Raw genomic sequence first — 14169 nt, forward strand, 5'->3', positions numbered from 1 at the left:
CTAAAAATAAAACGCCTGATTTTTGTTTCGCGCGTAACAATCCTCATTATAGTCTTCCCTCTGCTTTTTGACAATCATTTCCGAAAAAAAAGACGCCGTTCACTTGGCGTCTGATTCACTGATGACCCCGACGATGTCTTTATCCTTAATCGGTCCGAAATGACGGCTGTCGAGGCTGTATATGCGATTGTCGCCAATAACGAAATATTGTCCTTTCGGTATGCTTTTGCGCCCGGTCGTTTCCTTCAATGTATAATCACCGGTCACATGGCTGCCTGCGGACAATGATGACTTTAACGGTTTTAAAAACGGTTCTGAAACCCGTTTTCCATTCACATACAGCTGGTCTTCCCTGTAAGCGATCGACTCGCCCGGGAGCCCGATGACACGTTTGATCAGCACTTTGTGGTGCGGGCCTTTAAACAGCACAATATCGAAACGGCGGATCGTTTTGTAACGATGGGAAAACTTGTTGACTATCAGCTCATTTCCTTGTTTAAAGGTCGGATTCATGCTGATTCCTTCGACTTTGTAATCAATAAAAATGGCATTTTTTAATTGTATGGCCAAAACAACGAGAAGCACGCCGGCTATAAACCAAAATCGTTTTTTCAAGATTCCTGTCTCCCTCCGTCTTTCTCATGCTGACTGATCCTCGTCTGTAAACGCCGTTCGATATGCTTTCCTGCATACCACAGCACCGCGATCACCGTTAAGGCGCCCGCCATCCTGAAAGGCTGTGTAAAGAGCGCGTGAAGGTCATACCCGATAAAGCTGATCATAAAGATCATGACCATTTTCCCCATAGCGGCGGCTGATACAAACTGCAGCGCCCCCACACGTGACAGGCCGGCAACGATATGAACCGCAGCGGACGGCGTAAAGGGGAAGCAAAGTAAAATAAACAGCGGACCGAAACCGTGCCGCTCAACCCACAGCATCATCCGCCTTATGGTCTCATGCCTGCGGATGAAACCGAAAGCTCTTTTCTGTCCGAAACGGCGGACGGCATAAAACATAAGCAGTGATCCTGCCGCAGATCCGAGCCACGACAGAAAAAAACCTTCCCACAGCCCAAATGCATTCGTATTCGCCACCACAAATACAACAAGCGGCAAAAACGGAAGAAACGCTTCAATAAAAGGCAGTAAAACCGCAGCCGCCGGGCCGAAAGCTCTATAGCTTTGGAACCATTCCGTCAGCTGTTCCTCAGTGAAATATGATAAAAATTGCTCCAACGTTTATACTCCTTAACGAGTTTGTCTATCCTTATTCTACACATTATCTCCAAAAAACGAAAATGTTTACGAGATTTTCCGACTTGAAATATCGTGTAAGTGAGTATAAAATGAGAACAAACGTTCCCTTTTAAGAAAGAAGGAGTATTTATGCCTGACATCCGGAGCGGCACCCGCGACCTCATCGAAAAAGGGCTGTTTCTGCCCATGGCGGCCGCCATTCTGAATCGGGATTTCGAAGCGCTTGATTCGTGCCCGTTCAAATTAAAACAACCCTATAAACAGCTTATCAGCTGCTCTTTAAAATTAGCACAAAAGGATTTGAGTGATGTTCGAAAAGAGTTAAGAAAGCGTAAAATCAACATATACGAAGCCCAAAGAGATGAAGCATTTACGCTTTATATATGCACCATTAACGGCTATGAAGAAAAACACCGTTATTTCAACCCGAGAATACGGGAACAGGTAACCGCCTTAGTGGAATATTACCTGTCTCTTGCGACCATTTAAAAAGCAGCCGGGACTGCTTTTCTTTGAAACTGTAAAATTCAGACTATTCACACTATACATTCGACATGATTTTCTTTATAATTCGGTACACGCTTTTCAAAGGAGGAATGTTATGAAACTGATTCATGTTCTCGCTGCCCTGCCCTTTTTCGGAATTCTCGCCGGCATTCCATTTGCCAACCGGGTGACGCCTTATGTTTTCGGAATGCCTTTCATTCTCGCATATGTCGTCATCTGGGCGGTTCTGACTTCTGTTCTGATGGCTGCGGTTTACAAATTGGACAAAGAAAACAAGGCGGGTGAAACGGAATGAACGCCGCATTTTCCGTAATGGCCGCCGTGCTCCTGTTTTGTGTATATCTCGGAATCCGCGCCCGAAAAGGAAAAAAGATGGACCTTGAACAATGGACGGTGGGCGGACGCGGCTTCGGCACGATGTTTGTCTTTTTATTAATGGCGGGAGAAATTTACACGACCTTCACATTCCTCGGCGGAAGCGGATGGGCTTACGGAAAAGGAGGTCCCGCCTTTTACATTATCGCTTACGGCTGTCTTGCCTACATTTTGTCATATTGGCTTCTGCCTGCCGTGTGGACATACGCCAAACAGCATAAACTGATGTCGCAATCTGATTTTTTTATTTCAAAATACAACAGCCCGCTCCTCGGCATTCTCGTATCGCTCGTCGGCATCGCATCTCTCATCCCCTATCTCGTCCTGCAGCTGAAAGGGCTCGGATTAATTGTTTCGGCAACGTCGTACGGCCAGATTCCGCCATCAGCCGCAGTCTGGATCGGCGCTGTCTCCATCACGATTTATGTGATGATTTCAGGAATCCACGGTTCAGCGTGGATATCAGTCGTCAAAGATATCATGATTTTAGGCATCGTCCTGTATTTAGGCATTTATCTGCCCATTCATTACTACGGCGGTTTTTCAGAGATGTTCAAACAAATCGACGCCGCAAAACCCGGATTTCTCACACTTTCTGAAACCGGACAAAGCCCTTCATGGTTCAGCTCAACCGTCCTGCTGACCGCCCTCGGCTTTTATATGTGGCCCCATACATTTGCCGCTTCCTATTCGGCGGAGCATCCGCGGGTGTTTCGGAAAAACGCAATCATCATGCCTCTTTATCAGCTCGTCCTGCTGTTTGTCATCTTTACCGGATTTGCGGCGATTCTGCAGGTCCCCGGTTTAAAAGGGGCGGACACGGACCTCGCCTTATTAAAGCTGTCAGTGAAAACCTTTGATCCTTGGTTTGTCGGACTGATCGGATCGGCTGGCATTCTGACGGCGCTTGTCCCCGGTTCAATGATATTAATGGCCTCAAGCACGCTGTTCGCCAAAAATGTGTACAAAGCCATTCGGCCCGGCACGACTGACAAAAAAGTTTCGCGGCTCGCAAAATACGCCGTACCTGTTATCGCGCTGATTTCCGTATATTTTACGCTGAAAGGCGGAAATACCATCGTCACCTTGCTTTTAATGGGCTACAGCCTTGTCACCCAGCTTTTCCCTGCGCTTTTATTCAGCCTGCCGAAACGCCGTTTTATCACAAGCCACGGCGCTTTTGCCGGCATAGCGGCCGGGGTCGGGACGGTCGCCTTCATCACGCTGACCGAATCAACCATCGGAACCCTCTTTCCGTTTCTTCCGCAGATCGTGAAAGACATGAATACAGGCATCATCGCGCTGATTTTAAACACTGCCGTCATGTTTGCAGTCAGTGCCGCAGTCAGAAAAAAACAAATCAGCGCAGCCGAAAAGGCGGCTTAATGATAAAATAGCGGTAAGACACATGGAGGGGGCAAGCCGCATGATCATGACCACAACTGAAACCGTCGCCGGAAAACAGATTACGGAAGTAAAAGGCCTGGTGACAAGCAGTATCGTCCAGTCCCGTCACATCGGAAAAGACTTGCTTGCAGGCTTAAAATCTGTCGTCGGCGGCGAATTAAAAAGCTATACCGAAATGCTGGAAGACTCCAAAAAAGCGGTGAAAGAACGGCTGATCAGAGAAGCGGAGCAGCTCGGTGCGAACGCCATCGTTGGCCTGCGGTTCGAACTGACCGCAGGACAGAACACATCCGAATTAATCGGATACGGAACCGCCGTCACCATCGAATCAATGTAAAAAAACAAGCCTCTTTAAAGAGGCTTGTTTTTTTATTTCTCACATGCGATATAGTCTTTATCACGATCAAGTCTTTTATTTGCATCGTAAAGCGCTTTTGAGACATACGGCTTGTACTTTGTTCTGCCGCCTTTGTTTTTCACTTTTGACGTCCGGGCCACGCCGCCCTTATACACCTTATTCAGCGCCTTGCAGTTTTGATACGTTTTCACCTTTGTTTTCGCTTCTGCCGTCTGCCCCGCCCCGTATGAACATCCGAACACCAGACCGAAAGACAAAAGCACAGCTGCCGTCTTTTTCATCCTCTATCTATCCCCTCTCCTGAGTGATGCGGTATTGCTGAACATATCATAGTTCAAATAATCTCCATTTACAAGATAAATAGGAAAAAAGTTTCATTTTACATTTGCCCGTATCTCTTTTATGGAATTTCTTTCAAAACCTTTTATAATATGAATTGATAGCGCTATCTGACTATGATGATAGGAGGAGAAATGATGATGAAAAAAGGGCTTCTTGCGGGTGTGCTCACTTCAGCCGTTCTATTCGGTGTATGTACTGCGGATATTCCCGGGGTCATCAGCCCCAATACGGCGGAAGCGGCGTCCCAGCTCAGCAAAGGAATCGGCGGAAGGGCCTACCTGAACAGTACAGGCTCTGTTCTCGTCACGAAAATTCAGCTTCCGAGCTCGATTCAGGTGTCAAATGGGACAGCCTATATTTACTCAGGATTTACCGGAGGCACGGAGGCCGATATCGGGCTTCAGTACAGTGAAACGTATCATGTATGGAAACCGATCATGAAAGTCGGCTCAAAAGGGCAAAGCCAGGTCCGGTATCTGGAAGGAGAAAGCCAATTCACCTATACGAAAGGCTTCCGGCCCGGCAGCACCGTACAGCTGACCATTTACAAAAATCTGAACGGCAATACCCGCGCCACATATTGGGGGACGAATAATGACGGGTATACCGGCCGCATCATTTCAGAACTCTCCCAAACAAATGTAGGTTCAGTCTCAAAATGGAAAGCGCTCGCCACTGTCGCGGTCACATCAGAGGATCAGCGCCCTTACATCAAATCAAACTTCTCAACAGCTTTTACAAATATCACGATCGACAATAAAGCAGTCACACCTGTGGTGGATACACAGGACTTTGCCAAAGTGACGGTGTCAGGCAGCAGCGTCAGCATGTCTGTCGTCAAATAAAGAATTCTGAACGCACGATTCCTGCCATCGTGCGTTTCGTTATGTCAATCCCGCTCTTTACCGCGAAGATTTCGCCTGAAGGAAAAGCCATTTTAAACCGGGGCGGTCGCCGAACCCGGGTATTCAGGCGATGAACGCATGATGATCCTCCGCCGGGAACGCAAATCCCTTAGGATTACTTTTCATAAAAAAGCTCCTGATCAGGTTTGTGCTTTAATATTTTTTCGTTCATTTCCGCCAAAACCCTGAACAGTCTGCCTTCTCCTGAATATTAAATTGAATCATGCTTTCAAGCAGATCATAATGCACCGGATCAGTCCATTGAATTCTGAACAAACGGGAAGTGGCGCTGTAGCCGGCGCGGGCGATGTCATCGGCAAAGTGCGCAATCCCCGCTTCTTCGGGGGAAACACTTAGATGATGCTTCGCTGCTGCAAAGCCGATAATAAAGGTGCCGTGATCAGTAAACATCGGCGTATTCCACTTGATCTGCGGCTGTAAATTCGGGAATCGGTCAGCCGTCCAAGACAAGATTTCCTCTAGTTTGAGCCGGTGATCCGGGTTGTCGATTCCTGATACATATTTTGCAAATACATCCATGCCCATCCCTCCTAAATAAAATGTCATTTCTCTTTCCACCATCATAGCCAACAGACGGAGACGATACAACTCTGCCCGGGCATGTAAATCAAAAAAGCCCTCTCCAAAAAGGAAAGGGCCCGTCCCTTCACATCACAGCTTTCTCTAATATCTCTCCCCCAGCTCCCGCAAAATAAAGTCGTAAATCATTTTAGTCCGCTCTTCTTTCGGGTACAGCATGAATTCCTGCCGCTTCGGGATATGACTGCCCATCCTGTCCTGAAAAGTGGTTCTGAGATAGGCGGTTCTGTAAACCTGGTTTTCAAAAGAATGATAAGATACTTCCAGCTCCATCGTTTTGCCGTTTGAGAATGTGACCGCTGTATCATCGAATGCGGTCGGCTGAAAATCTTTAACATGCACATGAGATATCCAGCCGCATTGAGGCCTTGTAGAAGAAAGTGTAGGGAATAAAAAGATGTGATTTGAAGGGTCCACCATAATCGGCGGCTTGTGAGAAATTTTAATCGCTTCATACGTTCCCGCTTTTCTCCCGGCGTAGCTCGAGCCAAAGTAGCGGCAGCTTCTGTCAATGATGTGAATCGGCTTCATGCTGACATACAGAATGCAATCTTTTTCAATGATCTTCGACCCCATTTTACCGTCTATTTCCTCAGGCAAAACAGCGATGGTTGAACGATTTACTTCGTAGCTTTCTAAGGGTGCGTGTGTTTTCTGGCACATAATGTGCAGCCTCCAATCCTTTTCTTGAAAATTTATACTAATAATCTATCATCTGTCATCGGAAAACGACAGGTTTTTTTTGAATATAGCTAAAAATCACCTTTTCAAGATATAATTTAGTCTTAATTTACTACTTAAATATTATTTTTCAATTTCGTTTTCACCACATTTATACAATGTTATTTTTCAATTTTTCGTCAGTTTGCAGGATATGTCGATATATTTCCAAGTATTAGTTGTCTAAAGATTATAAAAATTAATTGATTTTTCCGGCTGTTATCCATATACTATAAAAAAGGCATTGGGGGGATTCTTTATGAAAGAGAAAAAATCGTACACTGAGCTCATGAAGTCCCGCAACACGCAAAAAGCAAATGAATTCGATGTGACAATGGCCGATATTTACATTCAAATGGTGCTCGACGAATCCTTGTATAAACGCCGGCTCCACACGCTGACAAAACAGATTGATAAAGCGCTTGATGATAAAAATAAAGAAGCGTTCCTTACGCTTTCTAAAGAATATGCTGCACTCAAACAGAGTGAATAAGCCAATCCATATGGATTGGCTTTTTTATATTATCCGTTTACGATGGTGCCGCCGTTCACATGAATTGTCTGTCCCGTGACATAAGAAGAATCATCGCTTGCTAAGTATAAATAGCTCGGTGCCACTTCAACAGGCTCTCCCGGGCGCTGCATCGGCACGTCTGAGCCGAAGACTTCCACTTCCTTCGCCGAGAAGCTCGCCGGAATGAGCGGCGTCCAGATCGGCCCCGGCGCCACTGCGTTCACCCTGATCCCCTGAGTGACAAGAGACTGGGACAGAGATCTTGTAAACGTGACGATCGCCCCTTTTGTCGCTGAATAGTCAATCAATGTTTTGTGGCCTTTGTAGGCGGTAATGGAGGCCGTATTAATGATTGAACTTCCTTTTTTCAAATGAGGGAGCGCGGCTTTCGTTAAGTAAAACATTGAAAAAATATTCGTCTGAAACGTTCTGATGAGCTGATGGCTCGTGATTTTCTCAATCCCCGGCTGCACGTGCTGCTCACCCGCATTGTTGACTAAGATGTCAATGGAAGGAAAGGCTTGGCCCGCCTGACGGATGACATCGTTGCAAAAGGCTTCGTCGCCGACATCACCTGCGATCAGCAGACACTTTGCCCCCTCTTTTTCTACATATTGCTTCGTCTCTTCGGCGTCCTGATGCTCATCAAAGTAAACGATGACCACATTTGCGCCTTCCTTCGCGAACAAAACGGATACGGCGCGTCCGATTCCGCTGTCTCCGCCCGTGATAATCGCAGTTTTTCCTTCAAGTTTTTTCGCCGCTTTCGGTTTGTCAAACACAGGGCGCGGGTCCATTACATATTCAAAGCCCGGCTGCCGGTTTTGATGCTGCGGCGGCAAGGTTTTCTTCTTCTGATTCGCCAATTTAATCACTCCTTTACATTAATTACTATATTATGAGTAATTTGAGCATCTTATACGACTTTCATGTATGAATATAGACTTATTGGAAAAATTAAGAATATACAATAGAGGAGGTAATTTGAAATGACTGCTTTTTCAAACGAGGAATCTGCTTCCTATTGGAAAGCAACAGCTGACATTCCTTCCTTTCCCGCCCTGACTGAAGATACGGAATGCGACGTTGCGGTTATCGGCGGAGGAATTACGGGCCTGACAACAGCATACGAGCTGACGAAAAGAGGCTTCCGTGTCGCTGTCATTGAAGCAGACCGGATTTTAAACGGGACGACCGCGGGCACGACCGCAAAAATCACCGCCCAGCATGATTTCATCTATGCCGATCTAATTCAGCAGATCGGACTGACCAGCGCAAGGCTCTATTTCGAAGCCCATCTTCGCGCTATGGAAGACATGAAGCAGATCATCAAGGACCTTTCGATTGACTGCAGGCTGATTGAACAAGACGCGTATATTTACACGAATACGGAATCCGGCGTCAAAAAAATCCGCAGCGAGCAGGAAGCCTACACCAAGCTCGGCATTGAACACGAGCTTGTGAAAGAACTTCCCGTCCCCGTTGATTGCAGGCTCGGCCTTGCCATGAAGAATCAGGCGCAATTTCATCCGCTTTTATATGGCGCGGCGCTTGTGAAAGAAATGGTCAAAAACGGGGCGCGGATTTTTGAACAGACGGCGGCAATTGACATTAAAAAAGAACCGCAGCCTGAGGTGGTCACGAAAAACAGACACGGCATCAAGTGCCGCTACATTGTCTGCTCCTCCCACTTTCCTTTTTATGACGGCGGAGGGCTTTATGCCGCCAGAATGTATGCCAGCAGATCCTACGTGCTGGCGGTAAAACCGAAGCAAGCGTATCCTGACGGCATGTTTCTCAGCATAGACAAGCCGTCCAGATCACTGCGCTATACAGAGCTGAACGGTGAAAAACTGGTGCTCGTCGGAGGCGAAAGCCACAAAACAGGCCAAGGAAAAGAAATGTCCGAGCATTACGAAGCGCTGAAACAATTTGCAGAAGACACAATCGGAGTCGAAAGCATCCCATATCATTGGTCTGCACAAGACCTTGTCACCATTGACAAAATCCCGTTCATCGGTCCGATCTCAGGCGATGAAGAATATATTTTGGCGGCGACCGGTTTTAAAAAATGGGGCATGACAAGCTCAGCCCTTGCGGCGAAGCTTTTAGCCGATCATATCCAAAACAAAAAGAACCCGTTTTCCGGCCTGTTTATCCCGTCACGTTTCCACGCAGATCCGGGGCTGAAAAAACTGATTTCCTATAATGCCGACGTAGCCAAACACCTTATCTCGGGCAAACTTGAAAGGCCGGACGCTTCACCTGAGTCCCTTCAGCCCGGAGAGGGAAAAATCGTAACCGTAAACGGCAAACGGGCCGGCGCCTATAAAGATGAAAAAGGCTGCTTGCATCTTGTCGACACGACATGCACCCATTTAGGCTGTGAGGTTGAATGGAATGACGGCGAACGGACGTGGGACTGCCCTTGTCACGGCTCCCGGTTCACACCTGAAGGCGGGGTTGCCGAAGGTCCCGCCGTCAAGCCGCTGAAGCGTATCACGCAAGATTAACTGAACCATTCTGTATGAATGGTTTTATTTTTTTGCATTAAAATATTTTTACCAGATTCCTTCATTCAAGTTCCTTCCAAACCGATAAAAAGAAAAAGAGAATATCTGGAGGAACTAATATTGTTATTTAAAAAAGACCGCAAAAAAGAAACAGCTTATTTTTCAGAAGCCGACGGCAAAAAACGCATCGAGCTTTCAAATCAATATGCAGATGTCAAAAAGCAGCTGAAAATGGTCAGGCTTGGAAACGAAGAGCTCCATGTGCTTGAAGAGCTGCAGCCGTTAATCAAAGAACATATTTCCACCATCGTGGATTCCTTTTACCGAAACCTGGATCACGAAAAATCATTAATGACGATCATTAACGACCACAGCACGGTCGAGCGCCTGAAAAAAACATTACGCCGTCACATCCACGAAATGTTCGCCGGCACGATTGATGATGAATTCATTGAGAAAAGACAGCGCATCGCTTCCATACATTTGCGGATCGGCCTTGAACCGAAATGGTATATGGGGGCGTTTCAGGATCTGCTTCTGTCGATGATGAACATATATGAAGCTTCCATCCCGGATTTGCATGAGCTTTTAAAAGCGATCAAAGCGACGACGAAAATACTGAATCTCGAACAGCAGCTCGTCCTTGAAGCGTTCCAGACCGAATATAACTGCCAGCGGGACGAGCAAGAAGAAAAGAAAGCCCGTCTTCATCAAAAAATTCAGGAAACATCCGGATCACTCGCTGATCTGTTTTCAGAAACGAGCAGAGCCGTGCAGGAGCTGGTCGATAAATCAGAGGACATTTCCGAGGCGTCAAAAGCCGGCACCGTCACTTCCGTACATGTAGAAGAAAAGTCAATCGGCGGAAAAAAAGAACTTGAAAGCCAGCAGAAGCAATTGAATAAAATCGACTCCAGCCTTCTGCATATTGAAGAAGAAATGGATAAGCTGAATGACATTGCCCAGCAAATCGAAAAAATCTTCGGCATCGTGACGGGGATCGCCGAGCAAACGAATCTCCTGTCATTAAACGCTTCAATAGAATCTGCGAGAGCCGGGGAGCACGGCAAAGGCTTCGCGGTTGTCGCAACGGAAGTAAGAAAGCTTTCAGAGGATACGAAAAAAACCGTTTCCACCGTATCAGAGCTTGTGAACAATACCAATACACAAATCAACATCGTATCCAAACATATTAAAGATGTAAACGGACTTGTGGGTGAAACGAAAGAAAAAATGATGCAGATCAACCGTCTGTTTGATGACATCGTCCAAAGCATGAAAACGAGCAAAGATCAGACAGGCAAAATCGACGTTGATTTACAGGCTTTTCTCGGCGGCCTTCAAGAAGTCAGCCGCGCCGTTTCCCACGTTGCATCATCCGTTGATTCACTTGTTATCCTCACAGAAGAATAAAGATAAACCGGCCGGCCTTTTTTATAAAGGGCCGGTCTTTTTAATGTAAACCAAAAATATAATGATGTTGACATATATAAAGACTCGCTTTATTGTATAAACATATTTTGATAAGCTGGAGGAATACATAATGAAATTGACAGAAATGATGCATATTGCCGTGTTTACCGCCATTATGGGACTTTTGGGGCTTCTCCCCCCTCTTTTCTTATCCTTTACGCCGGTTCCGATTACACTCCAGACGATCGGTGTGCTTTTATCAGGAAGCATCCTAAAACCGAAAGCCGCGTTTTTAAGCCAATTGCTGTTTTTGCTGATTGTGGCATGCGGAGCGCCTCTCCTTTCGGGCGGAAGAGGCGGGTTCGGGGTTTTTTTCGGGCCGAGCGCCGGATATCTCGCCGCATATCCGCTTGCGGCATTCCTGCTTAGCCTCAGCATCCGAAACCTTCGCTCAGCCAGCGCACCCCATTTGTTTATCAGACAGTTTTTGTTCGGCGTGCTGTTTTTGTATATCATCGGCATTCCCGTTCAGGCTTTTATGATGCACATTGATATCTTGACTGCCGTAAAGCTCAGCCTCATCTATGTGCCCGGAGATCTGCTTAAAGCGGCCGCAGCCTCATTCGCAGCCGTAAGAATCAGAAAAACTCTTCAAGCAAGCCGGCTTTTGCCGACGAAAGGAAGCTGATTTTACTCATCATGATTACATCATCATATTCAGATACAGCCGGACAAGCGCCGGAACAGATCGCCATTCAGACAGAAACAGAACAGATCAACTATCAAACCTGGAACAGGCTAGTAAACCAAACCGCAAACTGGCTTGGCAGCCTTTCAGGTAAGCCGAAAAACATTGCAATATTACTGCCGAATGAAATCCCTTTTTTACAACTATTCGCAGGCGCGGCGCATGCCGGCTGCACGGCGGTTCCGTTAGATCCCCGCTCGACAGCAGCGGAATTCGCGGATCAGCTGCACATCAGCAAAACCGATCTCGTCATCTGTGACCGCCGGCTGAGCGGCAGATTGAACGGTGTCAAAACACCCGTCATTCTGTGGGATGAATGCAGATCTTGTATCGAGGCGGAGAACACAGAAGGCGCCTTTATCAAAAACGCCGGCCTGCCCTTTTATACCGGGTTCACCTCGGGTTCGACCGGAAAGCCGAAAGCCTTCACCCGCTCCCACCGTTCGTGGCTGGAGAGCTTTTCTTGTACGAAACGTGAATTCGGCATTTCCCCTGATGACAAAGTGCTGGTACCGGGCACGCTGCGCTCATCACACTTTTTGTACGGCGCCGTCAGCACTTTGTTTATCGGCGGAACCGTCATCCTTCAAAGAAAATTCAACCCGGCCGGAATGAAAGACCGGCTGAGACAAGCTGATGTTCTGTATACCGTACCGACAATGACCGACGCCCTGCTCTCGGCAGAAGCGTTTCCGGATAAACCGCTCAAGGTGATTTCTTCCGGTGCAGACTGGCCCGCTTCGTCTAAACAAGCGCTGTCAGACCGCTATCCTCATTTGCGGTTATATGATTTTTACGGAACGTCCGAGCTGAGTTTCGTGGCTTTCTTATCGCCTGAAGACGGCGCAAAAAAGCCAAATGCGGCGGGCCGGCCGTTTGATCATGTTAAAATCGAAATCCGCCGTCCCGGAGGAGAGCGCTGCATGCCGGGCGAAACGGGGAAGATTTTTGTGAACAGCCCGATGAAATTTTCGGGATACATCGGCGGCGCAAAGCCTGATGATTCCGGTTGGATGACGGTTGATGACATGGGGTATGTCGACAGTGACGGCTATCTATATATCGAAGGACGTGAAAACGGGATGATCGTATCCGGCGGCCTGAACGTGTTTCCTGAAGAGATTGAACGTGTGCTCAACGGCTGTCCGGGCGTCAGAAAAGCAGCCGTAACCGGTGTGCCTGATGCCTATTGGGGCAGCATCGCCGTTGCGGTGATCGACGGACATGCGGATGTAAAGGAACTAAAGAAACGGTGCCGCGAACAGCTGGCGGCATATAAAATCCCGAAAAAATGGCTGTTTTCAGAAATACCGGAAACAGCCGGCGGAAAGATCGCCCGTGCCGCCATACAAAAGCAGGCAAAGGACATGATGGAATGGAAGCGGTAATTACGGATGCGAAACGGACGATTTTTGCCCGGGAAAACGGCCTGTTAAAGGACTGTCTTCCTGAGGATTTAGCCGCTCCGCTGATCCGCCATTTGAGCCGGAACACACCCGAAGACATTGATGAAGTCCTGATCGGAAACGCGACGGGCCGCGGCGGAAACCTCGCCCGGCTGTCAGCCTTGGCAGCCGGACTTCCTTTGAGCGTGTCCGGGACGACCATCGACAGACAGTGCGGCTCTGGGCTTGATGCCGTGAGAATCGCGTGTCATTTTGTTAAAGCCGGCGCAGGGAGCACGTATATCGCGGGAGGAGCGGAGAGCAGCAGCCGCTCCCCTTTCTCATCGCGCGCGCGTTTTTCTCCTGAACATATCGGCGATCCTGATATGGGCATAGCAGCCGAGTATACGGCACAGGCTTACGGGGTAACGAGAAAGATGCAGGACGAATATGCCCTTCTCAGCTATGAACGGAGCGTCAAAGCGCACGAAGACGGCCTGTACCGCCGGGAGATCCTCCCCTTTCGCGGATTCGATGCTGACGAAAACATGCAAAAAAAGCGGAACATGGAGCCTCTCATCGCCCGCGCCAAACCCGTCTTTCAGCCCGGAGGCTCTGTCACCGCCGCCAACAGCTGCGGAATTTCTGACGGGGCGGCGGCAGTCTGTGTGATGGAAGAACAAAAAGCGCGGTCTCTCGGTTTAAAGCCGGGATTGCGTTTTATCGGAAGCGCGGTAAGCGGCGTCCATCCGCATTATCCTTCAGCAGCTCCGGTGTATGCCGTCCAAAAACTGCTGACGGAGCGGGACCTGTCACCCGATGACATTGGTATATACGAAATAAACGAGGCGTTTGCCGTCAAAATATGCGTCTTTTCACAGCAGCTTCAAGTGCCGTATTCTAAAATAAATGTCCGGGGCGGCGCTCTGGCCGTCGGACATCCGTACGGGGCTTCCGGAGCGGCGCTTGTCACCCGGCTTTTTTATGAAGCAAAAAGGCGGCCGGATGCCCGATTTGCAGCAGCAGCGATCGGCAGCGGAGGCGGAGTCGGACTGGCGCTTCTCTTTGAAGTGTTAACGTAACGGCAGTATAATAGATGATATCGATAAAAAATGATCGGAGT

17 protein-coding genes and 1 pseudogene are annotated in these 14169 nt (G+C 47.9%); 12 read left to right on the forward strand and 6 right to left on the reverse strand.

Features of this window, described 5'->3' with window-relative positions:
- Positions 1 to 99: 99 nt before the first annotated feature.
- Together lepB and ACQE26_RS18445 are read right to left on the reverse strand one after the other, a co-directional pair.
- The gene (gene lepB, locus ACQE26_RS18440; protein WP_500470250.1) at positions 100 to 615 is read right to left on the reverse strand and encodes a signal peptidase I; all 516 of its coding nucleotides are present in this window, start codon (positions 613 to 615) and stop codon (positions 100 to 102) included.
- A complete protein-coding gene (locus ACQE26_RS18445; protein WP_438421564.1) occupies positions 612 to 1238 on the reverse strand; it encodes a TVP38/TMEM64 family protein in 627 nt (208 codons plus the stop codon). The genes lepB and ACQE26_RS18445 overlap by 4 nt, the downstream gene beginning before the upstream one ends.
- 150 nt (positions 1239 to 1388) lie before the next feature.
- Here ACQE26_RS18445 and ACQE26_RS18450 point away from each other — a divergent pair, with 150 nt between their 5' ends.
- From ACQE26_RS18450 to ACQE26_RS18465, 4 genes are all read left to right on the forward strand, one after another.
- The gene (locus ACQE26_RS18450; RefSeq protein WP_060963130.1) at positions 1389 to 1748 is read left to right on the forward strand and encodes a YhjD family protein; all 360 of its coding nucleotides are present in this window, start codon (positions 1389 to 1391) and stop codon (positions 1746 to 1748) included.
- 112 nt (positions 1749 to 1860) lie between these two features.
- Complete coding sequence (locus ACQE26_RS18455; protein WP_003155162.1) at positions 1861 to 2061, forward strand: DUF3311 domain-containing protein; 201 nt, start codon at positions 1861 to 1863, stop codon at positions 2059 to 2061.
- The gene (locus ACQE26_RS18460; protein ID WP_500470251.1) at positions 2058 to 3527 is read left to right on the forward strand and encodes a sodium:solute symporter family protein; all 1470 of its coding nucleotides are present in this window, start codon (positions 2058 to 2060) and stop codon (positions 3525 to 3527) included. Before ACQE26_RS18455 ends, ACQE26_RS18460 begins: the two co-directional genes overlap by 4 nt.
- A 40-nt stretch (positions 3528 to 3567) precedes the next feature.
- Positions 3568 to 3885: a YbjQ family protein gene (locus ACQE26_RS18465; protein WP_016938304.1), complete on the forward strand. Its 318-nt coding sequence runs from the start codon at positions 3568 to 3570 to the stop codon at positions 3883 to 3885.
- 32 nt (positions 3886 to 3917) lie between these two features.
- Here ACQE26_RS18465 and ACQE26_RS18470 read toward each other — a convergent pair whose 3' ends face one another.
- The gene (locus ACQE26_RS18470; protein WP_016938305.1) at positions 3918 to 4187 is read right to left on the reverse strand and encodes an excalibur calcium-binding domain-containing protein; all 270 of its coding nucleotides are present in this window, start codon (positions 4185 to 4187) and stop codon (positions 3918 to 3920) included.
- A gap of 195 nt (positions 4188 to 4382) precedes the next feature.
- On the opposite strand from ACQE26_RS18470, the gene ACQE26_RS18475 reads away from it, so the two are divergent.
- Positions 4383 to 5093 carry a YrpD family protein gene (locus tag ACQE26_RS18475; protein ID WP_500470252.1) on the forward strand — a complete coding sequence of 237 codons (711 nt, stop codon included), beginning with the start codon at positions 4383 to 4385 and terminating at the stop codon, positions 5091 to 5093.
- Positions 5094 to 5321: 228 nt separating this feature from the next.
- Here ACQE26_RS18475 and ACQE26_RS18480 read toward each other — a convergent pair whose 3' ends face one another.
- On the reverse strand, positions 5322 to 5693 hold the full coding sequence (locus tag ACQE26_RS18480; RefSeq protein WP_500470253.1) for an iron chaperone: 372 nt from the start codon (positions 5691 to 5693) through the stop codon (positions 5322 to 5324).
- A gap of 144 nt (positions 5694 to 5837) precedes the next feature.
- Positions 5838 to 6416 (reverse strand): competence transcription factor ComK, encoded by a 579-nt coding sequence (gene comK / locus ACQE26_RS18485; protein WP_500470254.1) that lies wholly within the window; start codon positions 6414 to 6416, stop codon positions 5838 to 5840.
- A 316-nt stretch (positions 6417 to 6732) separates the two neighbouring features.
- Here comK and ACQE26_RS18490 point away from each other — a divergent pair, with 316 nt between their 5' ends.
- Complete coding sequence (locus ACQE26_RS18490) at positions 6733 to 6966, forward strand: IDEAL domain-containing protein (protein WP_045925286.1); 234 nt, start codon at positions 6733 to 6735, stop codon at positions 6964 to 6966.
- Positions 6967 to 6995: 29 nt separating this feature from the next.
- Here ACQE26_RS18490 and ACQE26_RS18495 read toward each other — a convergent pair whose 3' ends face one another.
- Positions 6996 to 7853 carry an SDR family oxidoreductase gene (locus tag ACQE26_RS18495; RefSeq protein ID WP_007610477.1) on the reverse strand — a complete coding sequence of 286 codons (858 nt, stop codon included), beginning with the start codon at positions 7851 to 7853 and terminating at the stop codon, positions 6996 to 6998.
- 123 nt (positions 7854 to 7976) lie between these two features.
- Here ACQE26_RS18495 and ACQE26_RS18500 point away from each other — a divergent pair, with 123 nt between their 5' ends.
- The 6 genes and pseudogenes from ACQE26_RS18500 (at position 7977) to ACQE26_RS18525 (ending at position 14128) form a co-directional block, all read left to right on the forward strand.
- Positions 7977 to 9500 (forward strand): FAD-dependent oxidoreductase, encoded by a 1524-nt coding sequence (locus tag ACQE26_RS18500; protein WP_500470255.1) that lies wholly within the window; start codon positions 7977 to 7979, stop codon positions 9498 to 9500.
- Positions 9501 to 9731: 231 nt separating this feature from the next.
- A pseudogene (locus ACQE26_RS18505) lies at positions 9732 to 10106 on the forward strand (protoglobin domain-containing protein); the annotation flags it as partial.
- Between the two features lie 9 nt (positions 10107 to 10115).
- The gene (locus ACQE26_RS18510; protein WP_500471509.1) at positions 10116 to 10913 is read left to right on the forward strand and encodes a methyl-accepting chemotaxis protein; all 798 of its coding nucleotides are present in this window, start codon (positions 10116 to 10118) and stop codon (positions 10911 to 10913) included.
- Positions 10914 to 11043: 130 nt separating this feature from the next.
- Positions 11044 to 11601, forward strand: coding sequence for a biotin transporter BioY (locus ACQE26_RS18515; protein WP_438421559.1), 558 nt, complete (start codon positions 11044 to 11046; stop codon positions 11599 to 11601).
- A gap of 11 nt (positions 11602 to 11612) precedes the next feature.
- Positions 11613 to 13049, forward strand: a complete 1437-nt coding sequence (locus ACQE26_RS18520) for an acyl-CoA synthetase (protein ID WP_500470256.1) — start codon at positions 11613 to 11615, stop codon at positions 13047 to 13049.
- Complete coding sequence (locus ACQE26_RS18525; RefSeq protein ID WP_500470257.1) at positions 13037 to 14128, forward strand: acetyl-CoA C-acyltransferase; 1092 nt, start codon at positions 13037 to 13039, stop codon at positions 14126 to 14128. The genes ACQE26_RS18520 and ACQE26_RS18525 overlap by 13 nt, the downstream gene beginning before the upstream one ends.
- Positions 14129 to 14169: the final 41 nt, after the last annotated feature.

Source organism: Bacillus sp. 5RYD7K (assembly GCF_059831465.1).

Excerpts from the sequence above, each read along its gene's own strand:
- ACQE26_RS18470 (WP_016938305.1), bottom strand. The coding sequence starts at position 4,187 with ATGAAAAAGACGGCAGCTGTGCTTTTGTCTTTCGGTCTGGTGTTCGGA.
- ACQE26_RS18515 (WP_438421559.1), top strand. The coding sequence starts at position 11,044 with ATGAAATTGACAGAAATGATGCATATTGCCGTGTTTACCGCCATTATG.
- ACQE26_RS18525 (WP_500470257.1), top strand. The coding sequence starts at position 13,037 with ATGGAAGCGGTAATTACGGATGCGAAACGGACGATTTTTGCCCGGGAA.
- comK (WP_500470254.1), bottom strand. The coding sequence starts at position 6,416 with ATGTGCCAGAAAACACACGCACCCTTAGAAAGCTACGAAGTAAATCGT.
- ACQE26_RS18520 (WP_500470256.1), top strand. The coding sequence starts at position 11,613 with ATGATTACATCATCATATTCAGATACAGCCGGACAAGCGCCGGAACAG.
- ACQE26_RS18455 (WP_003155162.1), top strand. The coding sequence starts at position 1,861 with ATGAAACTGATTCATGTTCTCGCTGCCCTGCCCTTTTTCGGAATTCTC.
- ACQE26_RS18480 (WP_500470253.1), bottom strand. The coding sequence starts at position 5,693 with ATGGATGTATTTGCAAAATATGTATCAGGAATCGACAACCCGGATCAC.
- ACQE26_RS18465 (WP_016938304.1), top strand. The coding sequence starts at position 3,568 with ATGATCATGACCACAACTGAAACCGTCGCCGGAAAACAGATTACGGAA.
- ACQE26_RS18460 (WP_500470251.1), top strand. The coding sequence starts at position 2,058 with ATGAACGCCGCATTTTCCGTAATGGCCGCCGTGCTCCTGTTTTGTGTA.
- ACQE26_RS18500 (WP_500470255.1), top strand. The coding sequence starts at position 7,977 with ATGACTGCTTTTTCAAACGAGGAATCTGCTTCCTATTGGAAAGCAACA.
- ACQE26_RS18490 (WP_045925286.1), top strand. The coding sequence starts at position 6,733 with ATGAAAGAGAAAAAATCGTACACTGAGCTCATGAAGTCCCGCAACACG.
- ACQE26_RS18475 (WP_500470252.1), top strand. The coding sequence starts at position 4,383 with ATGATGAAAAAAGGGCTTCTTGCGGGTGTGCTCACTTCAGCCGTTCTA.
- ACQE26_RS18450 (WP_060963130.1), top strand. The coding sequence starts at position 1,389 with ATGCCTGACATCCGGAGCGGCACCCGCGACCTCATCGAAAAAGGGCTG.